18 protein-coding genes are annotated in these 20,400 nt (G+C 69.9%); 9 read left to right on the plus strand and 9 right to left on the minus strand.

Annotation, left to right across the window (positions count from 1 at the left end):
* Positions 1-16: 16 nt before the first annotated feature.
* Genes RPX00_RS19865 through RPX00_RS19880 form a run of 4 tightly spaced genes read left to right on the plus strand, consistent with a single transcriptional unit; the run spans position 17 to position 8,332 of the window.
* Positions 17-3,247 carry a putative baseplate assembly protein gene (locus RPX00_RS19865; RefSeq protein WP_406641323.1) on the plus strand — a complete coding sequence of 1,077 codons (3,231 nt, stop codon included), beginning with the start codon at positions 17-19 and terminating at the stop codon, positions 3,245-3,247.
* Entirely contained in the window at positions 3,244-5,370 is a 2,127-nt protein-coding gene (locus tag RPX00_RS19870) for a hypothetical protein (RefSeq protein ID WP_406641325.1), read from the plus strand. The genes RPX00_RS19865 and RPX00_RS19870 overlap by 4 nt, the downstream gene beginning before the upstream one ends.
* Positions 5,371-5,379: 9 nt before the next feature.
* Positions 5,380-7,422, plus strand: a complete 2,043-nt coding sequence (locus RPX00_RS19875; RefSeq protein ID WP_406641326.1) for a DUF6519 domain-containing protein — start codon at positions 5,380-5,382, stop codon at positions 7,420-7,422.
* Positions 7,409-8,332 carry a glycoside hydrolase domain-containing protein gene (locus RPX00_RS19880; RefSeq protein WP_406641328.1) on the plus strand — a complete coding sequence of 308 codons (924 nt, stop codon included), beginning with the start codon at positions 7,409-7,411 and terminating at the stop codon, positions 8,330-8,332. Before RPX00_RS19875 ends, RPX00_RS19880 begins: the two co-directional genes overlap by 14 nt.
* A 237-nt stretch (positions 8,333-8,569) precedes the next feature.
* Here the strand turns inward: RPX00_RS19880 and RPX00_RS19885 are convergent, their stop codons facing one another.
* The gene (locus tag RPX00_RS19885) at positions 8,570-9,421 is read right to left on the minus strand and encodes an oxidoreductase (protein ID WP_406641330.1); all 852 of its coding nucleotides are present in this window, start codon (positions 9,419-9,421) and stop codon (positions 8,570-8,572) included.
* A 74-nt stretch (positions 9,422-9,495) separates the two neighbouring features.
* Between RPX00_RS19885 and RPX00_RS19890 the strand changes: the two genes are divergently transcribed.
* Together RPX00_RS19890 and RPX00_RS19895 are read left to right on the plus strand one after the other, a co-directional pair.
* Positions 9,496-10,101 (plus strand): TetR/AcrR family transcriptional regulator, encoded by a 606-nt coding sequence (locus RPX00_RS19890; RefSeq protein WP_406641331.1) that lies wholly within the window; start codon positions 9,496-9,498, stop codon positions 10,099-10,101.
* A gap of 152 nt (positions 10,102-10,253) precedes the next feature.
* Complete coding sequence (locus RPX00_RS19895; RefSeq protein WP_406641333.1) at positions 10,254-11,117, plus strand: hypothetical protein; 864 nt, start codon at positions 10,254-10,256, stop codon at positions 11,115-11,117.
* A 51-nt stretch (positions 11,118-11,168) separates the two neighbouring features.
* Here the strand turns inward: RPX00_RS19895 and RPX00_RS19900 are convergent, their stop codons facing one another.
* From RPX00_RS19900 to RPX00_RS19935, 8 genes are all read right to left on the minus strand, one after another.
* A complete protein-coding gene (locus RPX00_RS19900; protein WP_406641335.1) occupies positions 11,169-12,014 on the minus strand; it encodes a hypothetical protein in 846 nt (281 codons plus the stop codon).
* Positions 12,011-13,201 carry an RNA polymerase sigma factor gene (locus RPX00_RS19905; protein ID WP_406641336.1) on the minus strand — a complete coding sequence of 397 codons (1,191 nt, stop codon included), beginning with the start codon at positions 13,199-13,201 and terminating at the stop codon, positions 12,011-12,013. The genes RPX00_RS19900 and RPX00_RS19905 overlap by 4 nt, the downstream gene beginning before the upstream one ends.
* Positions 13,198-13,560, minus strand: a complete 363-nt coding sequence (locus tag RPX00_RS19910; protein WP_406641337.1) for a YciI family protein — start codon at positions 13,558-13,560, stop codon at positions 13,198-13,200. Before RPX00_RS19910 ends, RPX00_RS19905 begins: the two co-directional genes overlap by 4 nt.
* A gap of 139 nt (positions 13,561-13,699) precedes the next feature.
* Positions 13,700-14,524, minus strand: coding sequence for a carbohydrate-binding protein (locus RPX00_RS19915; RefSeq protein ID WP_406641339.1), 825 nt, complete (start codon positions 14,522-14,524; stop codon positions 13,700-13,702).
* 51 nt (positions 14,525-14,575) lie between these two features.
* Positions 14,576-15,511: an AraC family transcriptional regulator gene (locus RPX00_RS19920; protein WP_406641340.1), complete on the minus strand. Its 936-nt coding sequence runs from the start codon at positions 15,509-15,511 to the stop codon at positions 14,576-14,578.
* Between the two features lie 75 nt (positions 15,512-15,586).
* Positions 15,587-16,123, minus strand: a complete 537-nt coding sequence (locus RPX00_RS19925; protein ID WP_406641342.1) for a helix-turn-helix domain-containing protein — start codon at positions 16,121-16,123, stop codon at positions 15,587-15,589.
* Between the two features lie 10 nt (positions 16,124-16,133).
* Positions 16,134-17,642: a sodium:solute symporter gene (locus RPX00_RS19930; protein WP_406641344.1), complete on the minus strand. Its 1,509-nt coding sequence runs from the start codon at positions 17,640-17,642 to the stop codon at positions 16,134-16,136.
* A gap of 4 nt (positions 17,643-17,646) precedes the next feature.
* Positions 17,647-17,865, minus strand: a complete 219-nt coding sequence (locus RPX00_RS19935) for a DUF3311 domain-containing protein (RefSeq protein WP_406641346.1) — start codon at positions 17,863-17,865, stop codon at positions 17,647-17,649.
* A gap of 173 nt (positions 17,866-18,038) precedes the next feature.
* Here RPX00_RS19935 and RPX00_RS19940 point away from each other — a divergent pair, with 173 nt between their 5' ends.
* Genes RPX00_RS19940 through RPX00_RS19950 form a run of 3 tightly spaced genes read left to right on the plus strand, consistent with a single transcriptional unit; the run spans position 18,039 to position 20,399 of the window.
* Positions 18,039-18,767 carry an aminotransferase class V-fold PLP-dependent enzyme gene (locus tag RPX00_RS19940; protein ID WP_406641348.1) on the plus strand — a complete coding sequence of 243 codons (729 nt, stop codon included), beginning with the start codon at positions 18,039-18,041 and terminating at the stop codon, positions 18,765-18,767.
* The gene (locus tag RPX00_RS19945; protein WP_406641350.1) at positions 18,745-19,164 is read left to right on the plus strand and encodes an aminotransferase class V-fold PLP-dependent enzyme; all 420 of its coding nucleotides are present in this window, start codon (positions 18,745-18,747) and stop codon (positions 19,162-19,164) included. The genes RPX00_RS19940 and RPX00_RS19945 overlap by 23 nt, the downstream gene beginning before the upstream one ends.
* Positions 19,161-20,399 (plus strand): amidohydrolase family protein, encoded by a 1,239-nt coding sequence (locus RPX00_RS19950; RefSeq protein ID WP_406641352.1) that lies wholly within the window; start codon positions 19,161-19,163, stop codon positions 20,397-20,399. Before RPX00_RS19945 ends, RPX00_RS19950 begins: the two co-directional genes overlap by 4 nt.
* Position 20,400: the final 1 nt, after the last annotated feature.

Below are 20,400 nucleotides of genomic sequence, written 5' to 3' on the forward strand. Positions count from 1 at the left end.
CGCGGGACCCGGCCCGATGACCCCGGCGACGACCTACCAGCGGCCCGGCCTGCCCGCGCTGTCCCGGCGGATCGGCACCTACGGGCGGTTCCGCCAGTCGATGCTGGCCCGGCTCGCGAGCCGGGAAGCGCTGGCCCCGCTCACCACGCGCGATCCGGACGACCCGGCGATCGCGCTGCTGGACTGCTGGGCCGTCGTCGGCGACGTGCTGACCTTCTACCAGGAGCGGATCGCCAACGAGGGCTACCTGCGGACCGCCGTCGAACCCGAATCGCTCGGCCACCTCGGGTCGCTCGTCGGCTACACGCCGCGGCCCGCGCTGGCGGCGACCACCCATCTCGCGTACACGCTGGATCCCGGTGCGCGGACGGTGATCCCGGCCGGTACCGCGGCGAAGAGCGTGCCCGCGCAGAACCAGCTGCCGCAGACGTTCGAGACCACGGCCGAACTCCAGGCCCGCGAGGAGTGGAACGCGCTTCAGCTCGCCATGGCCGAGCCGGTGGACGTCGACTTCTACACCGCGGGGTCCATCCCGCGGATCGGGATCAAGGGCACGACGGCCGCGCTCAAACCGGGGGACCGGTTGCTGCTGCTGTTCGGCACGTTCACCCCGGCGGTGCGGGTGGTCGCGGCCGCGAAGGAGGACTTCCAGGCCGACCGGACGACGGTCACGCTGGTCACCCCGGACGGCTCCCTGGACGAGCTGAACCAGGCGCTCTCCGACCTCGTCGAGGAGATCGGCGACGCGCTGGACGACCAGCCCGCGCCGTCGCCCTGGAGCGACCCCACGGTCATCCTGCTCACCACCGCGAAGTCCGATCTGGAGAAACTCGGCACTCTGCAGGAGGTGACTCCGACCCTGGCCCGGGCCGTCTACGAGCTGAGCACCGAATTGGCGGAACAAGCCGCGCTGGCCCGCGCGCACGCGAGCTGCGCGGTCCAGAACTGGTTCCGCACCTTCGTCAAACCGGTGTCGGACGCGACGGCCGCCTTGCTGAAGCTCTGCGTCGAGGCAAGGCGGGAAAACGACGCGGAACTGCGCTACCTGAACAGCCTCGCGCACGGATTGTTCTGCACGCCACGGGGTTACGGCTTCGACGGCTGCTGCGGATGCTCGTCCGGCACCGACTGCGACCGGGCGGCCGCGTTGGTCGGGCTCACCCCGGTGCTGCCGCGGCTGCGCCGCGAACCGTCCCGGCCGCCGCGCCGGGCGATCGATCTTCCGTCCACAATGGACAAACTGTTCCACGCCAGCTCCGACGTGCACCCGAAGCTGCTCATCGAGGCCGACCGGAGGCTCGGGCCGGATTTGCACCACGCGTGGGCGAACGAGCAGATCGCGCCGCCGCCGGAGCTGTCCGGCGTGCAGGTACTGCGGACCCGGGCCGTCGTCGCGGACCGTCCGGCCGGGGCGTTCGCGGACGCGGCGAACACCACGACGGTGTGGCTGGACGCGGTGTACGACGGCATCGCCAAGGACAGCTGGGTCGTACTGGAATCGGCGACCGGCGCGACGGATTCCGCGAGGGTGACGGCCGTGGAACTGGCGAACGTCGAGGTCACGGTGCCCGATCCGCCGCAGTCCAAGCCGAAGCCGGTCGGGACCAAACAGGTCACCAAGATCACGGTGAACAAGGTCGTCTCGCCGGTGCCCGCGGCGGGCACGGTCGTGTGGGCGCGCGGCGACGCGCTCACCGCGATCGGCGACCCGATCACCGAGGACGTGCACGGCGACGAGATCGAGCTGTCGCGGGTCTACGACGGGCTCCGGCCGGGCCGGTGGCTGGTGGTCTCCGGCGAACGCACCGACGTGCCGCACACCAGCGGGATCCAGGCCGCCGAGCTGACCATGGTGGCCGGCATCCGGCAACGGGTCGAGCCGAGCCGCAAAGGCAGCCACGTCCGTACGTTCCTGTCGCTGGCCACCGAGCTGTCCTACCAGTACCGCCGGGATTCGGTGACCATCTACGGCAACGTCGTGGAGGCTGATCAAGGGGAAACCCGCACCGAGGTGCTCGGCAGCGGCGACCCGGGCGTCGCGGGGCAGACGTTCCAGCTGCGCCAGGTCAACGCGGACAATCCGCTCACCTTCCGGCCGTCCGCCAACCCGTCCGGCGCGGAGAGCACGCTTACCGCGCGCGTCTCCGGGGTGCGCTGGCACGAAACCGACGGGCTGGTCTGGTCCGGGCCGACGGGGCACGACTACGAGGTCTCCGTGGGAGCGGACGGCACCCGCACGCTCCGGTTCGGCGACGGCGTCCACGGCGCGCGCATTCCCGCTGGTACGGAGAATGTGACAGCGGTCTACCGGGTCGGCGCGGGCCACGACGGGAACGTCGCGGCCGGGCAGATCAATCAGGCGACCGTCCGGCCGCCGGGCGTGCGCGCGGTGACCAACCCGCTGCCGTCCGGCGGGGGAGCGGACGGCGACGGACCGGCGGACGTCCGGGCCTCGATCCCGCTGCGGATGCTCGCGCTCGACCGGCTGGTGTCGGTCCGCGACTACGAGGACTTCACCCGTGCCCGGGCCGGAATCGGGAAAGCCAAGGCGGTCAAGCTTTCCGACGGCGGCCGGCGGGTGGTGCACGTGACGGTCGCGGCGACTGGGGACGCGCGGATCGACTCGTCGTCCGGTTCGGTGGTCGCGCTGGAGGCGGCGCTGGCCGGGTTCGGCGATCGCGGAGTCGAGGTGCGGGTCGCGGTGCGGGAACGGGTGCTGCTCGTGCTGCACGCCGGGATCAAGGTGCTGCCGGACTACGCGTGGGAACTCGTGGAACCCGCGGTGCGCGCCGCGTTGCTGGACAAGTTTTCCTTTGCCCGCAGGGAACTCGGCGAACCAGCGTTCCTCAGCGAAGCGTTCGCCGCGATCCAGGCCGTGCCTGGGGTCGATTACGCGGACATCAATGTGTTCGACGGTGTCGGCGGCGACGTCACGCCGATCGAGCTGGCGACGATCGCGGATCGGCTGATCGAGGCGAAGCCGTGCGTCGGAGCGTCGGGCGCGCGGTTTGAAGAAGTCTTCGACACGGCGCGCTACATCAGCGATTTCGGCGAGGACACCTTGACGACGATTGCGCTCCGCAACGGGCTGACGGTGGACGAGCTGGTCGCGCTGAACCCGGGGCTCGAGTCGACGGCGGTGGAACCGGGGCAGCGATTGACGGTATATCGCGGAATCCGGCCCGCCCGGATCGCCGTGTTTCCGGCGGGCGTGCCGGAGGCGCTGACGTTGGTGAGGATCCCATGACTCGCAATCCGGACCGGCTCTACGAGCTGATGCCGTCGGTCTACCAGCGGCGCGACGAGGAGAACGCGGGGCCGCTGAAGGCGTTGCTCGGCGTCATCACCGAGCAGGCCGACCTGATCGGCGCGGACTTGGACGCGCAGTACGCGGACTGGTTCATCGAGACCTGCCAGGACTGGGTCGCGCCCTACCTCGGCGATCTGGTCGGGTACCGGATCCTGCCGGGGGCGGACGAGACGCTCGCGTCGGGATCGGCGGCGGCCCGGCGGCTGCTGTCGGCTCTCGCGCCTCGCCGCGATGTCGCGCACACCGTCGGCAACCGGCGGCGCAAGGGAACCTTGGCGCTGCTGGAACAACTCGCCGCGGACGTCGCGGAGTGGCCGGCGCGCGCGGTCGAATTCCGGCAGCTGCTGGCGGTTTCGCAGGCCGTCCGGCTGCACGGCCGCGACCCGCGAGCCGACCGGCGGCGGCTGACCCGGGGCCAGCTGGCCGACCTGCGCGGGGCCGACGCGCTCGACCGGCTCGACGGGCCGTTCGACGAGCTGGCGCATGCGATCGACGTCCGGCGGATCACCTCGCATCGCGGGACCGGGCGGTTCGGCATTCCGGAAATCGGCCTGTACGTGTGGCGGCTGAAACCGTATTCGATCACGCACGGGCCCGCGTATTGCGAGGACCGGGCGCGGACCCGGTTCACGTTCAGCATTCTGGGCAATGACACTCCGCTGATCGTCTCCCCGGTGCGGGAACCGTCGCCCACCCACATCGCCGACGAGACGAACGTGCCGGCGTTCATCCGGCGGCAGGCCTTCGCCGATCGGCCGGCGGTCTACTATGGACCATGCAAGAGCCTGTGCGTTTACCGCGGCGACGGGAATCCGGTGCCGCTGAGCGACATCGTGCCCGCGGATCTTTCCGGCTGGCGTTACCGGCCCGCGCACGGGAAGGTCGCGCTCGACCCGGTGCTCGGCCGCATCGCGTTCCCGACCCGGCAAGCCCCCGAAACCGGCGTGTGGGTCACGTACCACTACGGGTTTTCCGACGAGATCGGCGCCGGTGAGTATCCGCGTGAAACGGAACCGGCGGAGAACGTGTACCGCGTCGGTCCTGGGCACCACGAATTCGTCATGGACGCTGTCGAGGAATGGCAGCGGGACAAGGAAACCGACCCTTCCGCGCGCGAGGCGGTCATCGAATTCACCGACAGCGGCGCGTATCAGGAACAAATCGAGCTGACCGTCGATCGCGGCGATTGCCTGACGCTGCGGGCAGCGAGCGGCGCGCGTCCGGTGTTGCGGCTGCTGGACTGGAACAGCAACCGTCCGGACGCGTTGCGGATCATCGGGACCGGCCGGGGTGCGGAAGAAGACCCGCTGCCCAAGGTCGTCTTCGACGGCCTGCTGATCACCGGGCGCAGCGTGCAGGTGCACGGTCCGGTCGGGCAGTTCGCGGTGCGGCACTGCACCTTGGTGCCCGGATGGTCGCTCGACGCGCAGTGCTGTCCGGAACACGAGGAGGAGGCGAGCGTCGAACTCGCCGACACGCCCGCGAGTCTGTGTGTGGAACGCAGCATCCTCGGCACGATCCTCGTCTCCGCCGACGAAGTGCACCGCGAACCCAACCAGATCCGGCTCACCGACAGCATTCTCGACGCGGCCGGTCCCGGCCTCGCCGCGCTGTGCGGCCCGGACGACGGCTGTGCGCACGCGGTGGTCAACATCCGCCGGTGCACCGTGTTCGGCTCCGTCTTCGCGCACGGTGCCGGGCTGGTCGAAAACTCCATTATGGACGGTCGGGTGCGGATCGCCCGTCGGCAGGACGGCTGCGTGCGGTTCTGCTGGCTGCCGGAGAGTTCGCGCACGCCGCCGCGGTTCCATTGCGAGCCGGAGCATTCCGGTGATCCGGTGCGCGTCGTCCCCCAGTTCACCTCGGTCCGCTACGGCACCCCTGGCTACGCGCAGCTCGCGCGGTCCGGTCCGGAGGAGATCGCCCGCGGCGCGGAGGACGGTTCGGAAATGGGGGCCTTCCACGACCTGTTCCACCCGCAACGCGAGGACAGTCTCCGGCTGCGGCTCGCCGAGTACACCCCGGCCGGCACGGACGCCGGCATCCTGTTCGCCACCTAGGAGACCGCCATGCAAGCCGACTTCTCGCGCGACACCTTCGACTCGCTGAAGCACTTCTCCGCGGTGCTGGCGCAGCAGGGCCGGGTCCAGCTCGACGCGGACGCGAACGAGCAGGCCGCGATCCTGCTGTACCAGCTGCGGACCACCGTGGCCGACCTGCTCGGCCCGGCCGCCGCGCCCGCCGGCGTGCCCGGGTTCCGGCTGCACCCCGATCTGGACCAGCGGAAGATCACCGACCTGCGGATCTCGGCCGGCCGGCTGTACGTCGACGGGCTGCTGGTCGAGAACGACCGGGCCACGCGCTACTGGAGCCAGCCCGAGGCCTACCTCGACCAGGAGAAGGACACGCTGCCCGAGAACGGGCCGTTCGTGGTGTACCTGCGAGTGTGGGAACGGCTGATCACCGCGCTGCAGGACCCGGCGATCCGCGAGATCGCGCTCGGCGATCCCGGACCGGACACCGCCGCGCGGGCCAAGGTCGTCTGGCAGGTCGCGTGGTGCGCCGGGAAGAACGCGGACGATTTCGCGACCTTCCGCCATTCCCTCAACCCGGAGCCCGGTTTGCTCGCCGCCCAGGCGAAGCATCCCGGCGACACGGACGCCTGCCACCTGCCGCCGGAGGCACGGTTCCGCGGTCAGGAGAACCAGCTGTACCGCGTCGAGGTGCACACCGGCGGCCGCGCGTGGACGGATTCGTTGCCCACCAAGGAATTTGGCAAGACTCCGCACGGCGCGACGTTCAAATGGTCGCGGGAGAACGCGTCCGTGGTGTTCCCGATCGTCTCGGTCTCCGGTGCCACGGTGACGCTCGGCACGCTGGGCCGGGACAGCAAACTGGACCTGGACGTCGGCGACTGGGTCGAACTGCTCGACGACGCCGCCGTCACCCGAGCCGCGGACGACGTCCCCGCGAAGCGCCGCCCCAAACCGGCGCCCGCGCTGCGGAGAGTCGTGGCGATCGACCCGGCCGACCGGCTGGTCACCCTCGACGACGAACTCGACGAACGCTGCGGCCCCGGTTCCGACGCGGACCTGCACCCGTTTCTGCGCCGCTGGGACCACCTGGCCCCGGAAGGCAGCGTGGACGGCGCGGTGCCGCTGGTCGAGAACACGTGGATCGACCTGGAGGACGGCGTCCAGGTGCGCTTCGAAGCCCCGCCCCGGACGTCGGCGGAGGCGGAGGCCGGCCAGCCGGGCACCTACCGGCGCGGCGACTACTGGCAGATCCCGGCCCGCACGGTGACCGGAGACGTCGAATGGCCCCGCGACGACGACGGCCCGCGCCCGGTCCCGCCGCACGGCGTCGAGTACCACTACGCGGTGCTGGGCGTGGTCGGCGAGGACGGCACGGTGACCCTGCCGCCGGACACCTTCGAACCGCTCTTCCGCCCGAGCCCCGCTGTCCCAGACAAGCCGTCGTCCGAGGCGGAGTCCCCGAAGCACTCGACGGAAATCGACTCGCCGCCCGAACCTCCGGCCGATCCGGTGGTGTTCGCGGCGGAGATGTCGACGGCTCACCCGCCGGAGACCGGCTCGAGCAGCCCCTCGGCTTCCACCACGAGCGCGTCGCCGCAGAAACCCGCGCCGTCGAACGGTGCGGCTACCGCGACCTTGGCGCCCCCGGCCGAAGTGACGTTCCCCGCCCCGGAACCGGCCCAACCCCTCGCTGCCGCCGCCAAACCGTCCACATCGGACCCGGCGACCACGCCGGACAACCCGCCCGCCCCTTCCACCGCACCGGAGAAGACCGCCATGACGCACCCCACCGGACAGCTCGGCGACCACCTCACCTCCTGGCTGCGCACCGTCGTCCCCGGCCTGTGGTCGGCGCTCGTCGCGTGGCTCGTCTCGCTCGGCCTGCCCTCGTCGGTCACCGACGCGGTCGCCGGGCTCGGCAACCAGGTGATCGTCCCGCTCGTGCTCGCCGTCGTCTACGCGTTGCTGCGCGGGCTCGAAGCCCAGATGCCGCCGTGGCTGACGCGGATCCTGCTCGGGTCCAACCGGCCGCCGAGCTACGCCGAAACCGGGGCGGACCACCATGCGCTGGGCTGATTATTCGGCGGGAAGGCCGAGCGCGGCCGCACTGAGAGCGGCCGGTTTCGACGGTGTGATCCGCTACGCGGGCCTCGGCCGGTCCTCGAAACGGCTCACCAGCACCGAGTACCGGGAACTCGTCGGCGGCGGGGTCACCGTCGCGCTGGTCATCGAACTGGGCACCGACGACGCGTGGGGCAGCCGCACCGACGACGACTTCGCCCGCGGCGTCTCGTTCGCACAGGCGGGCCTCGCCGACGCACGCGGACTGGGCCTCCCGGAGTCGACGCTGATGGCCTGCGCCGCCGACAAACACGCGCTGGACTTCCAGATCGACGACGTCGTGCGGTTCGCGCGCGGGTTCACCAGCGTGGTCGGCCAGCACCGGGCCGGGTTCTACGGCTTTTCCGAGACGCTGCGCGCGGTCCACGACGCCGGAATCGTGTCGTGGTACTGGCGCTGCGGTTCGCAGCCCACCGCCGCCGAGCGGACCTGGACCCACCTGTGGCAGCGCAACGACGGCAAGACCGAGGTCTCCCGGGTCCCGTGCGACATCAACGAGCAGTACAACCAGCTTCCCGGCGGCAGCGCGCCCGCCCCCGGCCCCGGCAACGACGAGGAGACCATGATGCTGATCCCCGCAGCCCCGAACGGCGACCACTTCTACATCCCGCTCGCCGGCCGCCCGCCGTACCTGTACCTCTTCGCCGGCTTCGGCGACACCATCGAGGTCAAGCAGATGGACTTCGTGCGCGCGAGCAAGTCCGGCAACCAGGGCGATTTCGTGCCCGGCGCCCAGATCCGGAACTTCACGTTCCTCTCCGACCGCCCCGGCCCGCTGGACCTGCGCAGCGCCGCGGCGGCCGGCGCGGTCGGGATTTCGATCTGGTACCAGGCCAAGCATTCGTTCACCGCGTACGTCGGCTGAGCCCTGCTCCGCTCCGTGCCCCAATGCCACATTGGGGTTTTCTCAGCGGCGGGTGCGGCGTAGTCGTCGACGCGCGGGCCACTGGGCCTAGCGTCCGGCGCACGGCCCTCAGCGGTGGCTGACCAGGGTCGGTGCGGCTCTCTTGCCGGGCCGGTGGGCTGCGGGAGTGAGGTTGATTGTCCGTGAAGGGCACCTTCACGGACTCTGATTCCCTCAGGGGGCGGTTGGGCGGCCGGCTCAGCCGGGCAGCTGGGCCCCGTCCGGAAAGTCGGTCGACCGGCTCAGCTCGGCCCATTCCGCGATCTCCTTGTCGACCGCCGCGCGCCCGTTCGCGATCAGCCGCAGCGCGTCCGAGCCGAGGACCAGATGCGCGGGCGGGTTCGGGACGTCGAGGATGTGCAGCACGGCCTCCGCGGCCTTCCGCGGGTCGCCGAGCTGGTTGCCGCTCGCGGCGAGGCGGTGTTCGCGGATCGGGTTCATCACCTGGTCGTAGTCCGGTTCCGAACGTTCGGTGCGGACCATCGACCGGCCAGCCCAGTCGGTGCGGAACGAGCCCGGCGCGATCGCGGTGACGTGCACGCCGAACGGCGCGACCTCCTTGCCGACCGTTTCCAGGATGCCCTCCACGGCGTACTTGCTGCCTTGGTAAAACGACGTGCCCGGCACGGTGATCAGCCCGGCCATCGACGTGACGCCGAGGATGTGCCCGCGCCGCCGTCGCCGCATATGCGGCAGCACGGCCTTCACCGTCGCGACGACGCCGAACACGTTCACCTCGAACTGCGCGCGCAGCTCCGCCATCGTCGACTCTTCGAAGACGCCCTCGTGCCCGTACCCGGCGTTGGCGATGGCGACGTCGATCGGGCCCACCTCGGCCTCGATCTCGTCGACCGTGCGGAACACCGCGTCGTCATCGGTGACATCCAGGATGCGCGCGAGAGATTTCCCCGGCTGAAGCTGCTCGAACGCCTCGGCGTCGGCCTGCTTGCGGACGGTGCCGACGACGGTGTGGCCTGCCCGGAGCGCGGCCTCGGCGAAAGCGCGGCCGAGGCCGGAGCTGGCGCCGGTGATCAGGAAGAGCTTGGTCATGTACCCGACTCTACACCGCGTTGAGAAAAATCTGCACTGCGTCAAAAATAGTCGGCATGTGATAAAACGGGCGGGTGGAAGAGGAGCAGCGCGGCACGAGGAGCCGCCGCCGGAGTGCGCCGACGAAGGGAGACCTGCGCGAACGCGCGATTCTCGACGCGGCGGAGCGGCAGCTGGACACCGCGGGCGCGGACGCGATGACGGTGGCGACGATCGCGCAGGAGGCCGGGATCACCCGGGGCGCGCTCTACTTCTACTTCGGGTCCAAGAACGAGGTGCTCGCCGCGCTGGTCGAGCGCACGGTGACCGCGTTGCGCACCGAGGTCGACGCGGTGGACGACGGCGGGCTTCCCGCGGACGTCGTGCGGAAGGGGATCGAGCGGACCGCCCAGATGTGGCGTGAGCACGGCACGGTGATGCGCACGGCGGTCGAACTGTCGCCGTCGGTTCCGGTGATCGACCAGGCGTGGCGGTCGGCGGTGGTCGCGCTCGCCGACACCATGGGCGGCGTCGCCGAGCGGGCCGGAGTTCCGCCGGAAACCGCGGCGCGGGTCGCCGCCGCGCTGGTCTGGATGACCGAACGCGTCTTCTACCAGGCGTTTCTCGCCGAAAGCTCGCTGGACGAGGCGGCGGCGACGCTGACGCACGTGTGGCTGGCGGCGTTCGGCGTCGCGCGCTGAGGGTTGCGTGACCGGCCGAGGTCGTGCCCGCGCGGACCCCGCCGGGGCGACGTTGGGGCAACTATCGCCCTTCGCGGAACTTCCGCGCAACGCCATTCGGTGCCTCACGTCTTTGGGGGTAGAGATTCGCCAAAAGACACGGGGAGCACACAATGGGATTCACCGCGCTGAAGTCGATGAAGCTGGTCATGGCCGGCGGTGCGGTCGCCGCGACCGCGTTGCTTTCCGCGTGCGGCGGAAACAATGTCGACGGAAATGGTTCCGCGTCGAAGAACATTTCCGACGCGGCCGCGGTCAAGCAGGCCCCGCAGGGCGGTTCGGCAGGCACCGCAGCCACGTCGAATGGTGACGTCAACTGCAGTGAACACGGCGGACAGGTCGGCCCGCAAATGGACCTGATCGCGGTGCAAAGCGCGAACGGAAGCATTCCGGGCTGCACCGAAGCATTCAATGTCATGACGAAGTACTACGAATTGGCGCCGACCCAGGGCGAAGGCCCCGGAAAGCGTGTGCTCGGCATTGACGGGCACTGGGACTGCGCATTGGGCGCGGAAGAGGAATTCACCCAGGGGGTCGTGAACTGCGGCAAGGACGGCGGCACCGAGTTCATGATCAAGACCGCGCCGACCGCGGGCAAGGGCCAGCAGCCGAGCGCCCCGACGCGCCGCTTCCCGAACACGACGCAGACCGTGCAGTTCACCGGCTTCGACCACTCCGTCGCCATGGCCCAGTTCCAGCTGATCACCTGGCAGCCGGGCGGCGCGGACAACGGCCACTTCGTGCCGGCCGACCCCAAGACCTACCGCCTGCCGGTGAGCCAGGCCGCCAAGGTGTTCGGCGCGGCCGAGCTGTGCCCGGGCGACGAGGTCGCCCTCGACCCGCAGGGCCGCGGCACGAACCCGTGCACGGAGCAGGCGCTGATGGAGAAGCTGAACAGCTCGAGCCCGCTGCACGCCGAGATCCACGTCGACAAGAACGACAACATCGACGTCGTCAAGGAGATCTACCGCCCCTGAGCGGAAGCTGGAACCGGCGGCCGGGTGACCCACCCCGGCCGTCGGTTCGCGTTATGCGTCGAGCTTCCGCAGTCCAGCGTCGTAACTGCGCAACGCGGCACCCACCGCCGCGGCGACGGTGATCTCGTAGACCTCGTCTTCCCGGTATTTCGTTGCCAGCTCAGCGAAATCGGCATCCGTGAGCCGGTACGACGCGTCACGCACCTTCGCCGCGAACGGCTGCAACGGCGCGGGCAGACCGTCCCCGCTCGCCGCCGCCCCGCGAAGCGCCGGATCGGTCACCGCGGGCGCGGTGAACACGGAATACCGCATGTTTTCCACCGGATCCTCGTGCGGGCCCGCCGGACCGTCGGCGAGCAGAAAACCGGGGAACCGGTACCCGAACCGGTGCAGCGCCCTGGTTCCGCTCTCCAGCTGTCCGCCGCGGAGCACGAAGCCGAACGCGTTCGCGAGCCGGTTCACGACGTTCCACACCAGGTTCACCCGCAGCGCCTCGCGAATCGCCGACGGCGGAAGATCCGGCAGCACGATCTGGTCCGGGTGCAGCGTGACGGTCTCCAGGAACGCTCGGATAGTGCGCACTTCGGGACGCACCGACTCGGCCCGGGCCGGATCGATCTCGCCGTTCCCGGCGATCCGGGTCAGCTCCGCGTGCGAGTCGACGCAGAACGGGCACTCGTGCAGTAACGCCGTTGACATGGCGAGGAATTCGCGTTCCCCGGCCGTCCAGTACGACGGCCCGCGCATCGCCGGAACGGTGAGGTCCAGCAGCGGCCGGGTGAGGAAACCGGGCCGGTACAGCAGCATCTTCACGATGTCCGGCGATTGTTTCGACGTGATCGACAGGAACAGCTTGGCCCGCAGGCGATGTCCGTTGTCGAGAATGGACAGTCTCATGAGGACTCCAAAGTGGCCAGGCGGCCCGCGAGGAACCGCCGGTCGGCCGGGTTGACAGCGAGTTCGTGCGCCCGCCGGTACGCGGCGATCGCGTCCGCGGGACAGCCGAGGCGGCGCAGCAGATCCGCGCGCGCGGCGTGCAGCAGGTGGTACCGGTCAAGACCTTCGATCCCGTCGATGAGCGCTAAGCCTTCCGCCGGGCCCTCGGCCATCGCGACCGCGACAGCGTGGTTCAACGCGATCACCGGCGACGGAGTCAGTTCGTGCAACCGCTGATACAGCCCGGCGATCGCCGCCCAGTCGGTGTGGGCCTGCACGTGCTGGACCGCGATCGCGGCTTGCAGCTGATACGGCCCGGGCGCGCCGAACCGCAGCGCCCGGTCCAGCAACCCGACTGCTTCGGCGATTTCCGTGTGGTCCCAACGACTTCGGTCCTGGTCTTCGAGCAACACGACGTCGCCGCCCGGCGTGTACCGGGCGGCAGTGCGCGAATCGTGCACGAGCAGCAGGGCAAGCAGGCCGATCGCCTCGGGTTCGTCCGGCATCAGGGTCGCCACGAGCTTCGCCAGCCGGATCGCTTCCTGCTGCAGCTCCCGATGCTCCGGCGAGGTGTAGCCTTGAGTGAAGATCAAGTACAGCACCGCCAGCACCCCGGACAGCCGCTCGGAAAGCAGATGATCGGCCGGCACGGCGAGACTGATCCCGGCGTCGCGGATCTTGCGTTTGGCCCGCACCAGCCGCTGCGCCAGGGTCGCCTCGCTGACCAGGAACGTCCGCGCGATCTGCCCCGCGGTCAGCCCGGCCACCGCCTGCAGCGTCAACGCCACGCGCGCCTCCTCGGCGAGCGCGGGATGGCAGCAGGTGAAGACGAGGCTGAGCCGTTCGTCGCCGATCGCGAGCAGGCGTTCCTCGGAGGGCTCCGCGCTCGTAGCGGGTTGCTCGAGCTGGGCGAGCTTCTCCTGCCCGCGCCGGGCGCGCCGGAGCCGGTCGATCGCGCTGTTGCGGGCGGCGGTCAGCAGCCACGCCACGGGGTCGTCCGGCGGCTCGTCGCCCCAGGTGCGCAGGGCGAGCGCGCACGCGTCCTGCAGCGCGTCCTCGGCGAGTTCGAAATCGCCGAGGACGCGGACCAGCGCCGCGAGCATCCGGGCCCGGTGCGCGCGGTAGGTCTCCCGCAGCAGCGAGGTCATGCCTGGTGCGCGAGCCCCGGCACCCCGGCGACCGGGCGCACCTCGACGGTGCCGACCGCGGCCATCGGGCACAGCGCGGCGAGTTCGAGCGCCTCGTCGAGATCGCGGCAGTCGAGGACGTACACGCCGCCGAGATGCTCGTGGGTCTCCAGGAACGGCCCGTCGGTGATCAGCGTCTTCCCCTCGCGGACGCTGACGGTGGTCGCGGTGTGCTCGCCCCGCAGCGGATGAGCGGCCACGAACACCCCGCGCCGGCGGCATTCGTCCGCGAAGGCGTTCACCCTGGCCAGCGCGTCGGGGAAGGCCAGGTCGTCGGGTTCCGGGCGGTCGCAGTTGTAGATCACCAGCAGGTACAGCATGTGTCCTCCGAGTGCCGTTCGGGCATTGTCGTAGTGGAAGACGAACGCGTCGACCGTAACTCGACAACCCGGGCCGGGCTTCCCGGAAAACCGAGAAACGGCGGGCCCGGGGGAGCCCGCCGTTCTCGTTAGGAGGGGATCAGCCCTTCTGCCACAACGCTGGAGCGTTCGGCGGTTCCCAGCCCTGCTGGGCAGTGTGGCCTTGCAGGCACACATAGCTGACCCCGTTGAACGTGACGCGCGTGCCGGCGGTGTAGGCCTTGCCCACCGCCCAGGACCCGCCCGGTTGGGTGGTCGGCGACGTCGGCTGGGTGGTCGGCCCGGTCGTCGGCGTCTGCCGGACGTTCAGCACGAAGTCGAACGCGGCCTCCTTCGCGTTGTTCGGGACGTCGCGGACCGTCATGAGCAGCCGCGGGTCGAAAATCGTGTCGGTGTTGTTGCGCGGTTCGCCCGGGAAGTACAGCTGGGTCGTCAGGATCCGCTGGCCCGGAGCCTGCACCTTGACGTGGATGTGCCGCGTCCGGCCGGGGTAGAGCCCGGGCACGATCGTGGTCAGCTTGAACTCGCCGAGGTCGTTCGTGTACTGGTGGCCGCGGAAGTCGTAGCCGACGTTGTCGTACGCGCCGTTGTCGTCCGCCTGCCAGAAGTCCAGCAGCGCGCGGGCGATCGGCTGGCAGGCCAGCCCGAAGACGTACCCGCTCACGGTCAGCCGCGTGCCCGGGGTGTTCCCGTCCACGAGCACGCTGCGCTCGGGCGAACCCGGCGTGAAGTACGGGCCCTCGGTCTGGTCGATCGTCGGTTCGTCGCCGTCGTGGCAGTACGGGGTCGGCTCGACCCGCTGCCCGCCCGCGAAACTCGTGCGGGCGAGCGCGGGGCCGCCGACGAGGGCGACCGGAGCCGCGACTCCGGCGGCCAGTGCGGCCTTCAGCACTGTCTTGCGGCTGAACTTTCTTTCTTCGTCCATGCCTGCTCCTCGGTGGGGGCTCGGGATTCCCCTCGACGTTAGGAGAAGTGATCAGCCCGCAGCGATGGACGGAGTCATGCAGTCGTGGTGAATCTTCGGGGCGGCGTCGCCGGTGCGGCGGAATCCGCCGGGGCTCAGCCCGGTTTCGCGCCGAAAGAACCGACAAAAGTAGGCTGGATCGGCGAATCCGACGCGGCTGGCCACCTGCCGCACGGACAGGTTCGTCCGCAGCAGGAACCGTTTCGCCTCCTGGGTTCGCGCTTCGCGCACCAATTCCGCCGCGGTACGCCCGGTTGCCGCCTTGACCGCCTCGGTGAGGTAGCCCGGAGTGACGCCGAGCCGTTCGGCGTGCGCGCGCACCGACCACAGTCCCAGTTCGGATTTTTCGGCCTGTTGCGCGAATTCCGCCGCCACCGCGCGGGCACGGGCGGGCGGCGGGGCCTGCGGGATGCCGGGAAGCCGTCCGGCGCGCACGATGAGCACGTGCAAAAGCGCGCGCAGCACCGATTCGCCGTCCTCGCCGCCGCGCCGGAATTCCTCCTCGAGTTCGGCGATCAGCCGCGCGGTCCGGTCGTGCGCGGGCCCGTCGAGGCGCAGCCACGGCCGTTCGCGCAGCCGCCGCAGGGTTTCCCGGTCCGACGGGTGGTCGAACAGGAAATCGTCGGTGAACAGCACGACCGATCCGGTGAGCGCGCTCGCCTCCCAGTGGTGCACCTGGCCGGGGGTGACCACGCCGAGGTGCGGCGGGCTCAGTTCCCAGCGCGTCAGGTCGACGACGTGCGCGCCGGTTCCGCCGGTGACGAGCACGATTTCGTAGAAGGTGTGCCGATGCGGGAATTCCGCCCGCGACAACGGCCCCACCGCGTCGAAGGAGCCGACCGCGAACGGCACCGCGTCTGGCGCGGGAACCTCCAGCCGATGCAGCGGAAGTTCCCCGGTCTTGACCGGTCGGGAGCACATTCCCGGGGGCACCGTCGTCCCTCGCATCAGTTCCGTCCCTTTCGCCGGGTTCGGAACGAAAAGTCTAGACCAATTTCGCGCCGGATACCTCCGACGGAAGTATCAGTAACTCGGCGGAGTGACGCTCACGAGGAACCGGGCGACGGTCCGGCCGTCGTTGCGGAAGCGGTGCGGGATCGCCGAATCGAAGTGGCAGCTGTCGCCGGTTTTGAGCACGTGCGTCTGCTCGCCGACCTGCACGGTCAGCCGTCCGGCGATGACCACCACGCATTCCTCGGACGGATGCGAGCGCGGTTCGTCGGACGAGGCGCCGCCGGGTTCGAGCACGCCTTCGAGCACCTCGAGCTTCGCGCCGCCCGGCGAGGCGCGGGTGTAGGTGATCGCGTGGTGCGGCGAGGAGATCCGGTACCGGTCGTCGTGCCGGATCACCGCGACGGTCTCCTCCTCCGGCTCCTGGAACAGGCTGAACAGCGGGATGTCCAGCACCTCGGCGATGCGCCGCATGGTTTCCAGGCTGGGGTCGGTGACGCCCCGTTCGACCTGGCTGATCAACCCGGTCGACACTCCCGCCTGGTCGGCGAGCTGGCGCACGGTCAGCCCGCGCAGGGTGCGGAACTCGCGGATCCTCGTCACGGTCACCCGATCATTATCATCGAACGGCGCTCCGGCGCAGGTCACCGGCCTCAGCGGGTCCCGCTGGGCGGTCCCCGGTCCCGATCTCCACCGCCGCTTTCGAGGGCGGCCGGGTCACCAGGCTGACCGCCACCGTCACGATCAGGTTGACGACGAGCGCGGGCAGCCCGACCACGGTCCCGGGCGGCATGGTGTGCGCGGCGAGCGAGCCGAGCGCGGGCACGCCGACGATCAGCCCGCCGCACAGCGCGCCGGCCGCGAGTCCTGGCGCGGTGACCCGCCGCCACAGCATCGAAAGGAACAGCGCGGGGGCCAGCTGTCCGACGGCGCTGTACACGTTCGTCATGATGCTCAGCAGTTTTTCGTTGCTGTGCGCGACAAGAAGTACGGAAAGCGCAGTGAAAACGAGAACGCCCACGCGCATCGCGGTCAACGACGAGGCCCATTTCTTCGACCGCGCGCCAAGGACATTGCGGGTGAACAGACTGCTGGCGGCGAGCACGAGCACCGCGGTCGGCACGAGCGCGACGAGAATGCCCGCGCCGCCGAGCAGACCGATGACCCACTCCGGATATTTCTCGCGGACGAAAATCAGCAGCGAAGCGTTGGCCTGCTTGTCGGTCAGCTTCGGCAGCGCGAGCACCGCGGCCAGCGCGATCATCACGATCAGGACGTAGAACAGCGAATACAGCGGCTGGATCACCTGATTGCGGCGGATCGTCGCGACGTCCTTCGCGCTGTAGGACACCTGGAACATGTGCGGCAGCGCGAACGAGCCCAGCGGAGTGAGCAGCAGGAAGCTCATCCACCACCAGGTGTTCGTGGCGGTGGAACCGTGCAGCCCGGGCAGCGTCGCACCGCTCGGATGCGCCTGTTTCATCGCGTCGAAAACGCCGAGCGGACCGCTGACCCCGGCCGCGTCCGCCGCGCCGATCGCGACCACGAGCAGGATCGCGATCAGCAGCACGTCCTTGACGATCGCGGTGAACGCCGCGCTGCGCATCCCGCCGACCAGCACGAATCCCGCGACCAGCACCCCGCCGGCGACGACGTAGGCCAGCGACGGGACCTCGCTGCCGAACAGGCTCGCCAGGATCAGGCTCAGCCCGGTCAGCTGGACCTGGGCGTAGAGCAGCAGCGCGACGATGCCGAACACGGCGACCAGCCCGCCGAACCAGCGGGCCTCGAACCGGGTGGTGAAGTAGTCGGCCATGGTGACCAGGCCGTGCTGCTTGCCCGCGCGCCAGATTTTCGGCACCACCCAATAGCCGACCGCGGCGGTCAGCACGACCGTGCCGAGGACGTAGAACCCGGGCGCGCCGTTGCTGAACACCCCTTGCGAGGCGCCCAGGAGCGCGAACGTGGTGAAGGTTTCGCCGACCAGCAGGAACCAGAACAGCCAGGTGCCGAACCGGCGTCCGCCGACCGACCATTCCTGCAGGTTCATCGTCCGCCCGCGCGCGGCGGCGACGGTGCCCCCGACGATCGAGCCCACCGCGATCAGCAGAGCGAGTGCCAGTGCCATCGCGTCACACCCGGTCCAGGTCGCCGCGGCGCCGGTCGATCGCGTAGACCAGCCCGATCGCGCCCGATCCGACCAGTACGCCCGCGGTCATCCACACGAGCAGGAACGGGACCGAGCCGAAGACGTACTCGATCCGGTTGACCAGCGGAATCGCCGCGACGCACCACGCGAAGGGGACCGCGAGCAGAAGCCAGTGCCAGCGGCGTTTTACCGGTCGGGTCATGATCGCTCCTCAGCTACCCACGTCGCGGTGTTCAGCCTGGATGAATGCGCATCAGTGTGAGCGATCCATTGTGTTGAGTCAATGACGACAATCGAGCAGGCGCAAGAGAGGCTTGCGCAGTGAGGGTGCTGGCTGTTCACTGTGGCTGACGGCAGCTCTCGCGGAGGTGACTCGTGGATCCCGACCGGTTCCGTGCCCAGTTCCCCAGTCTGGCCGACACCACGCATCTGGCTTCGTGCAGCCAGGGCGCGGTTTCCACGCAGGTCACCGCGGCTTTAGGGGAGCTGGCGTATTCGCTGCGCGACCAGGGCGCGCCGTGGGGTCCGTGGATGGCCGAAGTCGAGCGGTTGCGGGTGGCCGCGGCGGGTTTCCTCCACGCACAGCCGGACGAAATCGCTTTGGTTCCCTCCGCGTCGCACGCCGCGTTCCAGGCGGTCAACGCGGTCGATTTCGACGACGGCGGCGTGATTGTGTCGATGGAGTCGGAATTTCCCAGTGTCGGGCAGGTTCTGCACGCACAACGTCCGATACGGTGGGTCCGCCAGGACGCCATGCGGTCGCTCGGCGTGATCGAGGCGTACCGGGCCCAAATCGATGAGTCGACACGGCTGGTCTCGATCCCGTTTGCCTTGTACACCAACGGTTCCCTGCAACCGGTGAACGAGATCGCCAAACACGCCCGAGCAGTCGGTGCCCGAGTGCTGGTCGATGCTTACCAAGCCGTCGGCGTCGTCCCCGTCGATGTCACGCGGCTCGACTGCGACTACCTGATCACCGGAACCCTCAAGTATTTGCTGGGCCTGCCCGGCATCGCGGTGCTATTCGCCCGCTCCGGCGTCGCAGACCACCAGCCGCCGCGGATGACCGGCTGGTTCGGCCGTGTCGACCCGTTCGACTTCTGACCCCGCGCTCCTCGACGTCCCGGCCAACGCCCGGCGCTTCGAATCCGGCACCCCCGGAATCCCCGCCGCCTACGCGGCCCGCGCGGGCATCGAGGTGCTCAGCCAACTCGACCCCGCGGCCGCCTGGGCACACGTCGAACGCCTGGTCGCGTCAACGACCGAACGACTGACCGACTCCGGCGAGACCCTGCACGGACCCGCCCCGGACGCTCGCCCTGGTCCGCAAGTCGCGCTGGTCGACGCCGATCCCGTTGCCCTGGCGGACTTCCTGGCCGCCCGCCGGATCGTCACCGCCCCGCGCGGAGCGAACCTCCGGATCTCCTTCCACTGCTACAACACCACGGACGACATCGATCGCCTTTGCACGGCGATCGCGGACTACCGGAGGCAGGCATGACCGTTCTCGCCGCCGCGCGCTTGCTGACGGACGCGTCCGCGCCGCTGATCCACGACGCCGCCGTAGCCGTCTCGGACGGCACGATCACCTATGCCGGACCACGGAGTTCGGCCCCGGACGGCGACGTGACCGATCTCGGCGACGTCACCCTGATGCCCGGGCTGATCGACTGTCACGTGCACCTCTGCCAGGACCCGGGTTCCGGCGAGGTCACCCTGGAAATGTCCGCCGACCACGACGCCCTGACCCGTCGGATGACCGCCAACGCGCGACGCCTGCTGGACGCCGGCGTCACCACCGCCCGCGACCTCGGCGCCCCCGGCACGCTCGGCACCCGGGTGCGGGATTTGCTCGCCGCCACCCCGGAAGCCACCCCGCGCATACTCGCCGCGAACGCGCCGATCACCGTCACCGGCGGCCACGCCGCGTCCATGGGCGGCATCGCGGACGGCATCCACGGAGTCCGCGCGATGGTCAAACAACACGCCGAGGACGGCGTCGACCTGATCAAAGTCATGACCACCGGCGGCTTCATGACCCCTGGCAGCCATCCGGCCGAAGCGCGCTACACCGTGGACGAACTGACCGCTTTGGTGTCGGAGGCACACGCCCGCGCCTTGCCGGTCACCACGCACGCGTTAGGCGTCGAAGGCATCGAACGAGCCGTGCTCGCCGGTGTCGACTGCATCGAACATTGCGGCTGGGTCACCCGCACTGGCACCGAATTCGACCGGCGCATCGCCGAGATGATCGTCGCACGCGGAATCGCCGTCAGCCCGACCATGAATACCGCCTGCACCGCCGCGGATTACATGTGCCCCTGGGACGAACGCGACGCCGTGATCGGCAACCTCCGGGCACTCATTTCCTTAGGCACCACCATAGTCGCCGGAACGGATGCCGGAATCCCGCTAGTCCACTTCGAACGCTACGCCGACTGCCTCGACACCTTCGCCGAAGCCGGGATGACACCGCGGCAGGCCATCGCCAGCGCCACCTCCGTCGCCGCCCGAGTGTGCGGTTTGACAGCTTCGGGCCGTCTGGCCCCCGGCTTCCGCGCCGACGTCATCGCGGTGGACGGGGACCCCACGGAGTCGCTCGCGGTCCTGCATCACCCGCGTTTCGTCATGGCGAACGGCCTCCGCCACGAAATCCGCAGTACCGACCTGGGCACGGGAGACTCCGCCGCCCGGGACCGGATCCGCCGAAACCTCGAACAGGGCGCTGGCCGATGAC

Origin of the sequence: Amycolatopsis sp. WGS_07, from assembly GCF_045278895.1 — a bacterium.
Classification (GTDB): domain Bacteria; phylum Actinomycetota; class Actinomycetes; order Mycobacteriales; family Pseudonocardiaceae; genus Amycolatopsis.